Annotated in this window: 14 protein-coding genes; 4 read left to right on the top strand and 10 right to left on the bottom strand. The window is 42.4% G+C overall.

All coding sequences use genetic code 11. The features are described from left to right. The first annotated feature begins 89 nt into the window (after positions 1-89). The 4 genes from N7974_RS12440 to N7974_RS12425 all read left to right on the top strand — a co-directional run bounded on the left by N7974_RS12440 (position 90) and on the right by N7974_RS12425 (position 3,146). The gene (locus tag N7974_RS12440; RefSeq protein WP_262965929.1) at positions 90-485 is read left to right on the top strand and encodes a rhodanese-like domain-containing protein; all 396 of its coding nucleotides are present in this window, start codon (positions 90-92) and stop codon (positions 483-485) included. Positions 486-647: 162 nt separating this feature from the next. After that, a complete protein-coding gene (gene pyrF, locus N7974_RS12435) occupies positions 648-1,373 on the top strand; it encodes an orotidine-5'-phosphate decarboxylase (RefSeq protein WP_243219077.1) in 726 nt (241 codons plus the stop codon). A 70-nt stretch (positions 1,374-1,443) separates the two neighbouring features. Next, positions 1,444-2,175, top strand: coding sequence for a sulfite exporter TauE/SafE family protein (locus N7974_RS12430; protein ID WP_262965928.1), 732 nt, complete (start codon positions 1,444-1,446; stop codon positions 2,173-2,175). Between the two features lie 11 nt (positions 2,176-2,186). Beyond that, on the top strand, positions 2,187-3,146 hold the full coding sequence (locus N7974_RS12425; protein ID WP_262965927.1) for a sigma-54 interaction domain-containing protein: 960 nt from the start codon (positions 2,187-2,189) through the stop codon (positions 3,144-3,146). Positions 3,147-3,167: 21 nt separating this feature from the next. On the opposite strand, the gene pdxJ is transcribed toward N7974_RS12425, so the two are convergent. The 10 genes from pdxJ to N7974_RS12375 all read right to left on the bottom strand — a co-directional run bounded on the left by pdxJ (position 3,168) and on the right by N7974_RS12375 (position 11,277). Next, complete coding sequence (pdxJ, locus tag N7974_RS12420) at positions 3,168-3,914, bottom strand: pyridoxine 5'-phosphate synthase (RefSeq protein WP_262965926.1); 747 nt, start codon at positions 3,912-3,914, stop codon at positions 3,168-3,170. Positions 3,915-3,916: 2 nt separating this feature from the next. After that, positions 3,917-4,654, bottom strand: a complete 738-nt coding sequence (gene recO, locus N7974_RS12415) for a DNA repair protein RecO (protein WP_262965925.1) — start codon at positions 4,652-4,654, stop codon at positions 3,917-3,919. Continuing rightward, on the bottom strand, positions 4,617-5,498 hold the full coding sequence (era, locus tag N7974_RS12410) for a GTPase Era (RefSeq protein ID WP_262965924.1): 882 nt from the start codon (positions 5,496-5,498) through the stop codon (positions 4,617-4,619). The genes recO and era overlap by 38 nt, the downstream gene beginning before the upstream one ends. After that, positions 5,495-6,178 (bottom strand): ribonuclease III, encoded by a 684-nt coding sequence (gene rnc, locus N7974_RS12405; RefSeq protein ID WP_262965923.1) that lies wholly within the window; start codon positions 6,176-6,178, stop codon positions 5,495-5,497. The genes era and rnc overlap by 4 nt, the downstream gene beginning before the upstream one ends. Next, a complete protein-coding gene (locus N7974_RS12400) occupies positions 6,175-6,552 on the bottom strand; it encodes a DUF4845 domain-containing protein (RefSeq protein ID WP_262965922.1) in 378 nt (125 codons plus the stop codon). The genes rnc and N7974_RS12400 overlap by 4 nt, the downstream gene beginning before the upstream one ends. A gap of 96 nt (positions 6,553-6,648) precedes the next feature. Continuing rightward, the gene (gene lepB / locus N7974_RS12395; RefSeq protein ID WP_262965921.1) at positions 6,649-7,425 is read right to left on the bottom strand and encodes a signal peptidase I; all 777 of its coding nucleotides are present in this window, start codon (positions 7,423-7,425) and stop codon (positions 6,649-6,651) included. A 96-nt stretch (positions 7,426-7,521) separates the two neighbouring features. Further along, positions 7,522-9,321, bottom strand: coding sequence for a translation elongation factor 4 (gene lepA, locus N7974_RS12390; RefSeq protein WP_262965920.1), 1,800 nt, complete (start codon positions 9,319-9,321; stop codon positions 7,522-7,524). A gap of 546 nt (positions 9,322-9,867) precedes the next feature. Then, the gene (locus N7974_RS12385; protein WP_262965919.1) at positions 9,868-10,728 is read right to left on the bottom strand and encodes a DNA ligase; all 861 of its coding nucleotides are present in this window, start codon (positions 10,726-10,728) and stop codon (positions 9,868-9,870) included. Positions 10,729-10,804: 76 nt separating this feature from the next. After that, entirely contained in the window at positions 10,805-10,984 is a 180-nt protein-coding gene (locus tag N7974_RS12380; RefSeq protein ID WP_262965918.1) for a hypothetical protein, read from the bottom strand. Positions 10,985-11,160: 176 nt separating this feature from the next. Continuing rightward, positions 11,161-11,277 (bottom strand): type II toxin-antitoxin system PemK/MazF family toxin, encoded by a 117-nt coding sequence (locus N7974_RS12375; protein WP_262965917.1) that lies wholly within the window; start codon positions 11,275-11,277, stop codon positions 11,161-11,163. Positions 11,278-11,397 lie beyond the last annotated feature (120 nt).

Raw genomic sequence — 11,397 nt, 5'->3', positions numbered from 1 at the left:
TGCATCTATGTCAGTTAATCTTAATTGTCAGGGTTACTCATCATATCATTACTGCATACGTGCCCGGTCCATAATTCAGGAGCCAATATATGCGTTTATTGTTAAGGTTTTTCCAGTCAGCTTTTATCATTTTATTAATAGCTTGTGCTGTTGAGCGGGCAGAAGCCGGTTCAAACGAATCACTTTCTCCTAAGGAAGCCTCTTCAATGTCCGCAGCGCAAAAAGCGGTTATTGTCGATGTTCGTGAAGACAGTGAATGGAACGAGCAGCATATTCCAGGGGCAATTCATATTCCTTTGGGGCAGTTAAATGAACGCTTGGCAGAGCTTAAACAATATAAGGACAGTCCGGTTATCACACAATGCCGAAGCGGTGGGCGTTCTCTACAAGCTGTTGATGTATTAACGTCAGCCGGCTTTTCCAATGTTTATAACATGGAAGGTGGCATAATGGCCTGGGATAAAGCAGGATTAAAAACGCAATAGCTCACCCGGATTATTAATACTGAGGCGGGATGGAGTTTGCAATCCCGTTACTTACTTTTAAAAGCTATTGAAGCCTTTAAACGCTTCAGTCGGAGTTGCAAACCCCGACCGGCATTGATGTGCCAACTTTACTTTAAACCTTGAACTTTGAAATTTGAACCTATGACATTTATATCAACCAAACCTATTCCTGTTCGTGAGCGCCTGATTATGGCGCTGGACGTTTCCAGTATTCCCGAAGCCCAAGCTTTGGTAGAAGAGCTCGGCGATTCAGTGATTTTTTATAAAGTCGGCATGGAACTGTTTATGTCGGGTGATTACTTTGGTTTTATTGAATGGCTAAAGCAGCAGAATAAAAAAGTGTTTGTTGATTTGAAGTTTTTTGATGTTCCGGCTACCGTTGGACGGGCTATCAAGGCGTTAAGCAGTAAAGGTGTTGATCTTGCGACCATTCATGGTAATGATGCGATTATGGAAGCCGCAGCCAAAGAAAAGGGTGATCTTAAGGTGCTGGCAGTTACCGCTTTAACCAGTTTGGATCGTGGCGATCTTGATGATTTGGGCTTTAAGTGCGATGTGCGCGAGTTGGTGTTGTCCCGCGCAAAACGAGCCTTACAAATCGGCTGTGACGGTATTGTCTCATCAGGACTTGAAGTATCCATGCTCAGGGAGCAACTTGATAATAAGTTATTGGTTATTACTCCGGGTATCAGGCCGGTTGATAATCGCGAAGACGATGATCAAAAACGCGTGGTTAGTGTCGAAATGGCTTTCCAGAATGGTGCTGATTATATTGTTGTCGGTCGTCCTATTCGTGATGCTGAAAATCGTAAAGCCATGGCTGAAAAAATTCAGGCACAGATTCTTGCCCAATTTTCAAACAATTAAAGCATGAGGTTCAGGATTTATTAACCTTGAACCTTGAACCTTGAACCTTGAACCTTGAACCTTGAACCTCATGGCATTTGATCCCGCTTTTACGTCGTCTTATCTGGTCGCTTTTATAATGGGCTTGTTTAGTAGTATGCATTGTATCGGCATGTGTGGCTCGATTATTGGCACATTAACATTAAGTTTGAGCCCCCAAATACGCCAGAGCAAAAAACGATTATTACCGTTTGTGTTTAATTATAACATTGGCCGAATTACCAGCTACACTATAGCGGGTGCACTGGCGGGTTTTATTGAGGTTTTATTGTCCATGCAGTTGGGTGAAGCGCATGGGCACAGGATGCTGCAATTGCTTTCAGCCACTATTATGGCCAGTGCCGGGCTATATATAGCGGGTTGGTTTCCCCGTTTTGCTTATATTGAAAAAGCCGGGGTGCATATTTGGAAAAAAATAGAACCCTATGGACGTAAACTGATCCCGGTAAAAAGCCTTAGCCATGCCTATCTTTTTGGCATGATCTGGGGCTGGTTGCCTTGTGGACTGGTTTATGCGGCTTTAACATTGGCTATAACAGCCGGTGATGTCAGCAAGAGCGCACTAACCATGTTGGCTTTTGGATTAGGAACTTTGCCTGCAGTCATGGGAGTTGGTATAATGACCAGCGTTTTGACCCGGCTATCCAGAATGCAGCGTTTTAAGCAGGCTATTGGTCTGTTTATGATAATTTTGGCGCTGTTATCTGCTTTGCCATGGCTTAATCCATTGGCGTTTTCAATCACACACACGGCACTACATTAACAGAGACTATTATGGGACATTTTAAATCTATCATTGGTCAATCTCCCGCATTGGACTCTTTAATTCGTAATGCCAGAATGGTTGCCGCTACTGATGTAACTGTTTTGCTTAAGGGTGAAACCGGGACGGGCAAAGAAGTCTTCGCTAATGCCATTCAAAAAGAAAGTCGGCGTGCTGATAAAGTTTTTATTACCCTTAATTGCGCTGCCTTACCTGAAAGCCTGATTGAATCTGAATTGTTTGGCCATAAAAAAGGCTCTTTTACGGGGGCAACGGCAAATACCCAGGGGCTTTTTCAAGCGGCTGATGGTGGTACTTTATTTCTTGATGAAATAAATTCACTGCCCGTATCAATTCAGGCAAAATTATTACGCTTTCTTGAATCTGGCGAATGTCTTGCTGTGGGTGACATCAAGCCCTATAACGTCGATGTTCGCATTATCGCTGCAACCAACTCGGATTTAAATAAACAGGTTGAAACGGGCGAGTTTAGACGGGATTTGTATTACCGGCTTGACGTGGTACCTTTAGAGTTGCCACCATTGGCACAGCGTACTGAAGACATAGAACATCTTATCAAGCATTTTATGGCTATGATGGCAGCAACTTATTTAATCGATGCGCCTACATTTAGTAAACAAGCCTTGAAGGTTTTAAAGGATTATGCCTGGCCTGGTAATATTCGTGAATTACGTAATCTGTGTGAAAGGCTTAGCATTTTATTGTCTGGTCGAATCATTGAGCCGGAAAACCTCCCACGCGAATTTATGACCCACAGCAGCAATACTCCAAAAGCTCCCGCTTTTACCCTGCCTGAAAGTGGCATACAGCTTGACTCTTTAGAAGCCGACTTGATTTATCAGGCACTTGGTCGCACAAAAGGCAATCGCAGCAAATCAGCAAGGCTATTAGGACTTTCCAGAGATACCTTGCTTTATCGTATGCAAAAACACGGCTTTACCTTAAATTAAGCGGCTCTATCTATTGATTGATCAATCAATAGATAAGCGGGCTTGTCTCATTAGGTGCTTTAAGTCTTTAACCGATTGAGCCAAGCCTGAAAATAAAGCTTGAGCGATAATGGCATGGCCAATATTAAGTTCGACTATTTCCGGTATTGCGCAAATAGCTTCGACATTATAAAAATGCAAACCATGACCGGCGTTGACTTGTAATCCTGCACTATGCGCATAGTGTGCCGCCTGCCTGATGCGCAGCAGTTCTTTGGCTTGTTGCTCCGGGGTTTTAGCCAGCGCATAACAACCTGTATGTAATTCAACAACCGGTGCTCCGACTTTTACCGCGGCATCAATCTGCGCTTCATCGGGGTCAATAAAAAGAGAGACTTCAATGCTTGCCGCTCTTAATTTATCACACGCCGATTGCAGTCGCTCCAAGCTTCCCAAGACATCCAGTCCGCCTTCAGTGGTTAATTCTTCACGTTTCTCAGGCACCAGACAGCAGGCGTAAGGTTGTATTTTAACCGCGAGATTAATCATTTCATCGGTTACTGCCATTTCCATATTTAAGCGGGTATGGAGCATCTCTTTTAACAGATAAATATCCCTGTCCTGAATATGCCTGCGGTCTTCCCGTAGATGCGCCGTAATGCCGTCAGCTCCGGCTTGTTCTGCAATTAATGCCGCCTGAACCGGTTCAGGATAAAGCATGCCTCTGGCTTGCCTGAGAGTGGCTACATGATCAATATTCACGCCCAATAAGATATGTGTTTTGTCCATTTTTATAGATGTTGGATAATTTGGTTAATGACGCCCCGGCTTTTTAGTGGCTTACCGTTTAAATAAACGGCGATGACTTTTCTCATCAGTGTTTTTGCTTCGGCCAGTACTTGTGGGTCGGTGAGTTGTCTTAGCTGTAAGGCTTGTAAGGTCTTGCCCGAGAAAGAGCCATCAGTCGCTTCAATCGGCCCTTGTTCTGCATTAAAGTGATAGTGGGTTAATGGCTGTATGGCTCTGCCATCAGGGAAATCATGGTTCAGTTGTAGTCCGTAGCCCACGGCATCCAGTAAATCCAGCTCAAAAATACGCAGTGCCGCCTCTATTGTTGAACTATCAGAAAGCCCGGATAGACATTTTTCATAACAGGCAAATACTTCCGGGTGAGGATCGAACTGATGTAAAAAAAAACCGATTAGTTCATTCACATAAAAGCCGCAATAAACGGCGAGACCCTGCAACTGAGGGAATGGTTGTGTTATTTCAACATCAGTCAGTGTTTTTAACTCGGACTTGCCAAAATAGGATAGTGTTAAAGGGACAAAAGGTTGCAATAGACCCGCAGTTTTGGATTTGGCTTTTCTTACCCCTTTAGCCAGTAAGGAAACCCGGCCAAAATCCCGGGTTAATACATCAATAATAAGGCTTGTTTCTCTAAATTTTCGTTGTTGCAGAATAAAGGCAGGTTGTAAATATACCGCCCTATCAGTCATTAAACCCCAAGCTTTGCATGGCGCGTTCATTATCTGACCAGTTCTTTTTAACTTTAACCCAAAGTTGTAAATAGACTTTTTGTCCGATCAATTTTTCTATATCAAACCGTGCATCCGTGCCGACTTTCTTGAGCATTTCGCCATCCTTGCCAATTACAATATTTTTTTGCGTCAACCGTTCTACCCAAATAATGGCATAGATTTTAGTGATGTGCGGCAGTTCTTCATAACGCTCCATTTCAACCGTTAACGCATAAGGCAATTCATCACCCAGACGCCGGGTCAGTTTTTCCCTGATAATTTCGGCAGCCAAAAAGCGCTCAGGCCGATCGGTGATCTGATCTTCAGGATAAATTAAGTCATTTTCCGGTAACAGCTTCATGATCAAATTTTCCAGTTGATCAAGATTGGTTCTTTTTAAAGCTGAAATAGGTACTAAATGCTCAAAGGGAAAGCGATGTTGGGCTTCGGCAAAAAAAGCCAATATGGCATCCTTGTCCTTTACCTTATCGACTTTATTGACAGCCAGAATAACGGGTAATCCGGCTTGTTCCAGCTTTTTAAAGATGACTTCATCATATTCATGCCATGATAAGCCGTCAATTAACCAGACAATCACATCAACGCCGAGCAATGTTGTTTCAGCTGTCCGGTTTAAATACCGGTTCAAGGCTCTTTTTTCATTGTTGTGCATGCCCGGTGTATCCATATAAATGGCTTGGCCTGCTTCAGTGGTATTGATACCCAGAATTCGATGCCGGGTAGTTTGTGGTTTGCGTGAGGTAATGCTGATTTTCTGCTTCAGCAAATGATTCATCAGCGTAGATTTACCAACATTGGGGCGCCCTATAAGCGCTACGAAACCGCAATTCATTGACTATCCTTCTTTAATAATTCGAGCATAAGTTCTGCTGCCGATTGTTCGGCTCTTTTTCTGGAGATACCTGTACCGATACAAGTGTCTTTTATTAACGGAATGGTGCATTTAACTTTAAACATTTGTTCGTGTGCAAGTCCTGACATGGTTATTAGGGTATATTCGGGTAAGACCAGTTTCTTTGACTGCATCAATTCTTGCAGCTGGGTTTTTGGATCTTTTTGCCAGTTATCCAAAGACAATTGGCTTAGTTTTTTTGCAAATAACAGCTCGATCCATTGTTGACAAAATTCGATGCCCTGATCTTTAAATAACGCACCCATAATGGCTTCCAGTGCGTCCGACAAAATTGAATCGCGGCGAAATCCACCACTTTTTAACTCGCCTGAGCCCATCAACAAATAGTCGCCCAAATGATGTTCCCTGGCTAATTCTGCTAATGATGTTTGATTGACCAAGCTGGCTCTTAGTCGACTTAGAACACCTTCACTGGCTTCGGGGAAAATATCATACAATTTTTGGGCGATAACAAATCCCAAAATTGAATCACCTAAGAACTCCAGTCTTTCGTTATTATTGGAACTTGCACTACGATGGGTTAAAGCCATGGTAAAAAATTGTGGATTATTAAATTTTAATCCCAGCTTTCTACACAAAACTTCGGGCTTTTTAATCACTGCTTACCGACCTCAATAACATCATTAAATTCTACTAAAACGCTAAGATTACCGGCAATTTTTCTAACAACTTCGTATTCAATAGTCACTTTTAAATAATTCCCCAAGTGGGTAATGGTAATGTCATCCTGAGTAACATCATCAACATAATTAATATCAAAGCGCTTGCTCAGGCTGTTTCTGATTTCAGTTTCGCTTTGTTCTTCAATAGCAGGGGTTTTTTCAATTTCGGCTAGCGCACTGACTACTTTGCTGTGATTAAGATAAATCGGGCCTATTTTAAGGCCCAATAAAACAAAAAAAGCGATGAGACCCAGAATAAAAACAAGCGAGATAAATGTTAAACCTTGTTGATGTTTAAGTGACCTGTTCATCAATTTTCTCCGTCAGTCATAACTGCACATAAAATTAACAGTAACGATACCATATCTCAGTAGCTATAAACCTTGTTTGTTGCCACGGCTGTTATGTTATTTTAATACCGTGCCAATACGACTAAAACCGACACCTTTATCTTGCCAATCCCAACTCATCCAGATAAAGAAAGCTTTACCAACCAGATTGGCTTCGGGAACGGGTCCCCAATAACGACTATCATTGCTGTTGTCACGGTTGTCGCCCATGGCAAAATAATTGCCTTCCGGGACGACATAAACAAATTCAACCGTCGGTGTGCCGTTTCTAATCAGAATGCTGTGTTCAACACCGGTCAAATTTTCCAATAATTCTTCAGCACCGGTCATGTCTTCACCCTGACCCAAGCCTTGATAACGTCCCAATGAAACTTCTTTAACAGGAACGTCATTAATGGTTAATTGTTTATTGCTATAAACAAGTTTGTCACCAGGCAGGCCAATAATACGTTTTATATAATCGACCGCAGGGTCTTTAGGATAACGAAAAACGACAATGTCACCACGCTGTGGTTCTTTCAGTTCAATGATTTTCTTGTTGATAACGGGCAGACGTATACCGTAAATAAACTTGTTTACCAAGATAAAATCACCGACCAGTAAAGTCGGCATCATTGATCCTGAAGGAATGCGAAAAGGCTCGGCTATAAATGAGCGAAGCAATAACACAATCAAGACAATCGGAAAAAAGGAACGCGCATACTCAACAAGTACAGGCTCATCTTCTTCATTAAAAATGAGGCCTTTTGATTTGAGAAATAATAAATAACTTCCCCAAATAACACCTGTGACTACCGTGGCCAGCAAAAGATAAAAAGAAAAGTCAAAGTCCATTGTTATATTAATTTCAGGTTAAAGGTTAAAGGTTAAGGGTTTAAGGCGAAAGGTTCAAGGTTGGTTTTTTGCCTTGCGCCTTTCACCTGATCTTCATCATTCTTTATTTAACTGCAAAACAGCCAGAAATGCCTCTTGCGGGATTTCAATATTACCGACTTGTTTCATACGTTTTTTACCGGCTTTTTGTTTTTCCAGCAATTTTTTCTTGCGACTAATATCGCCGCCATAACATTTGGCGATAACATTCTTGCGCAGGGCTTTAACCGTCGATCTGGCAATAACTTTAGAACCTATCGCAGCTTGTATGGCAACTTCGTACATTTGTCGAGGAATCAGGTCCTTCATTTTTTCAACCAAATCGCGGCCCCGATTATTGCTTAAATCACGATGCACAATGATTGATAAAGCATCCACTTTTTCGGTATTAATCAACACATCCAGTTTAACCAAATCGGCCGGTTGAAAACGTAAAAACTCATAATCAAATGACGCAAAACCGCGACTCACCGATTTTAAGCGATCAAAGAAATCCAAAACCACTTCACTAAGCGGAAGCTCATAATGCAGTGAAACCTGTCTGCCGACGTACTGCATATCTTTTTGTACGCCACGTTTTTCAATACACAACGTAATAACGCCGCCTAAATAGGCTTGCGGTACCAAAATATTGGCACGAATAATAGGTTCCCTGATTTCCTTGACCGTACCGCCATCAGGTAGTTTAGCCGGATTGTCGACCATTAATATCTGGTCAGTCTGGGTAATCACTTCATAAATAACAGTCGGTGCTGTGGTAATCAAATCAACGTCATATTCCCTTTCCAGACGTTCTTGCACAATTTCCATATGCAACATGCCTAAAAAACCGCAGCGAAAACCAAAACCTAAAGCCTGTGAGGTTTCCGGTTCAAATTGCAAAGCGGCGTCATTAAGGTTTAATTTGTTAAGCGCTTCACGTAAATCTTCGTAATCATCGGAACTGACCGGATACAAGCCGGCAAATACCCGTGGCTGAACCCGTTGAAAACCGGTGAGTTGTTCGGTAGCCGGATTATCTGTCCAGGTGATGGTATCGCCAACCGGAGCACCAAAGATGTCTTTAATACCGGCAACGACATAACCCACTTCACCGGTATTTAAAATATCTTTTTCAAGACGCTTGGGCGTAAAAACCCCGACTTTATCGGCAATAAACGACTTGCCGGTAGACATGATGGTAATTTTTTGCTTTTTGCGAATACTGCCATGCATAATTCTAACTAAAGATACCACGCCCAGATAACTGTCAAACCAGGAATCAATAATTAACGCTTGTAACGGGCCGTCAATATTGCCTTCCGGTGGCGGTATTTTAATAACCAGTTGTTCCAAAACATCCAGAACATTGAGACCGGTTTTGGCGCTAATCATTAATGCCTCATCTGCGGCAATACCGATAACTTCTTCAATTTCAGCCAGTACGCGTTCCGGTTCGGCAGAAGGTAAATCAACTTTATTGAGTACCGGAACCACTTCCAGTCCCTGTTCAATTGCCGTATAGCAGTTTGCCACACTTTGCGCCTCAACGCCTTGCGCTGCATCAACAACCAGCAACGCACCTTCACAAGCCGCTAATGATCTGGATACTTCATAAGAGAAATCAACATGTCCGGGCGTATCAATAAAATTAAGCTGATAGGTTTCGCCATCTTTGGCCTTAAAGTCCAGCGTAACACTTTGGGCTTTAATCGTGATGCCTCGCTCTTTTTCAATATCCATGGTATCGAGTACTTGCGCTGACATTTCCCTGTCACTTAAACCCCCACAGATTTGAATAAAACGATCCGCGAGTGTTGATTTACCATGATCAATATGCGCGATAATGGAGAAATTTCTGATATGTTTTAAATCCACTGTGTTTCAACTGGTTATTAAGGTTGTTAAGGCGATATTGCTTCAGCGCTTGCGGCAATGAATGTCATCAAGGCATTTTTATGTACTTGATAAAGTGGCAAATTATAACAGAGTTAGTCATGTGCTAAGCGCGAAATGCTGTTAAGCAAGCAATTAATAGTTTTTTATTCACCACAAAGGCACGAAGGACACGAAGTTTTCTTTTATGTTTCCTTGGTGGTGATACTCTTTTCGGATAGATATTTTGTTTCAGCTGATGATAAGGTTGGTGATTCTGACAGGGATGCAAAAATTCAACAGACGGCAATGCCGTTAAGGAACGGGCACGAAATAACTTGAGCACCATGTAGGGGCGGATAAATCCGCCCCTACATGGTGCTCGCAATGTCTTGCTGGCGATTTTATTTAATGCGCATTCCTAAGTTTAGTGTCTCATGGCAAGATAAACCGTTCGCTGAGCGGAGCCGAAGCGAGCAAAATCACTTCGACTCCGCTCAGCGAACGGCTTAACTTAATGACATTACAACAGACTGTTTTTAATGTCGATTATTCATTTCGTTGCCTTATAAACACGGCAAAGCGAGGTATTCCAGATCGAGTAAACCCCTGATATCGATAAGTCACCAAGCTTCCAAGCGCTGGCGGGTTTTTTCTTTGTTGCTGGGTAAAACCACTGCCTATGTAAAATTCCTTGCCGTTATCTATGCGGACTTTGATAGCGCCCATCAAGCCGGTATTTTTCCCCTTACCGGGTTTATAGCCAATAACAATGGCTTCTGCATCTTCAAAGGGTTTTAATTTAAGCAAATCATCACTTCTGCCGCTATGATAAAGCGCGTTTTGGCGATGCAACACCAAACCTTCTCCGCCTTGCTTGACCAATGTATCAAGCTTGTCCATTAAGGCCTTATTGGAAGCTACACGAAACTGCTCAATCATTTGCAGATGAGGTGTCGTTGCCAGTTGACGCATGGCTTCAACACGCTCGGTAAAAGTACCGCCATGAGCAGGCAAATCAAACACCATAAACTTGACCGCTTTCCAACCATCATCGGGGCTTTGCTTTCGAACTACCGAAACAACGTCTTGATAATGCCCCCGCCCCATCCATAATTCACCATCCAACAACTGGTCAGGAAAGCCTTGTATAAACCATGCAGGCACCATAAAAATACTGCCACCACGAGAGATCAGTTGTTTGCCATCCCATCTGGCTCGAACTCCATCAAGTTTTTCACTTACCCAAAACTGCGTAACATCTTCATTTTGACGATAAGTGTTGGCCAGCATTATCTCAGGCGCTTCATTTGCGACAACGGGTAGTGTGATTGCCAATAGCAGCACTATGAGAAAATACTTGATACGGGAGAAGGAAAGGGGGCTTTGTGCAGATTGATAAGCAGACATGGTTTTAACCTCTGCGGATTCTAAAAGACCTTGATTACGAATACCTGTTGAACCACTTGATTGTTCAATGATTCATTTATGCAATAACAGGGTTTACTCCAGTGTTAACAGCCGTATCATGACAAACTTTTTTATAAAGTTCTTGGTTTTTTTTCAGGGTATAGTCCATTTCCTGTTCAAAGTCCAAGCGGTTATCGCTATCAGTTTCTTGTATTTTGATTTTATTTTTTGGCAAGTTTTTTAGTATTTCAAGCAAGGCTTCATTTTCCTGGTCTGTTTTTCACGCTGTTTTGCACCGGTTGTTGCGGCTTTGGTCAAGCCGCTTTTAAAACTTCTCACACACAGGCACACACCGGTTTTCAAATAGGCTAACAGATAACATCCCTTGAAGGAATCGTATCTGTTGGCATTGAAAAATTTCTATGGTTATCTTTATACAACACCCAGGAACACGGCTAATGCCCGATTAACGGCCAACATGTCTTCTTCTGCTAGACGTCCAAGCACGCTCCCTATTTTTTCGCGTGGAATGGTTTGTACTTTAGACATCTTTCCTAAATACAGTCATAGCGTAAGTTAACAAGAGCAGCCACTAAATTCCATGTCAGGGAGTAATGCTTGTGCTTACCCCGATAAACATCTTTGGTAATTCTGAAGATTTTGCATCGG

It is taken from the genome of Methylobacter psychrophilus (assembly GCF_025583945.1).
Taxonomy (GTDB): Bacteria; Pseudomonadota; Gammaproteobacteria; order Methylococcales; family Methylomonadaceae; genus Methylobacter_C; species Methylobacter_C psychrophilus.
Note: the sequence above shows the minus strand (reverse complement) of the source record. Positions and strands in the feature narration are given on the sequence as shown.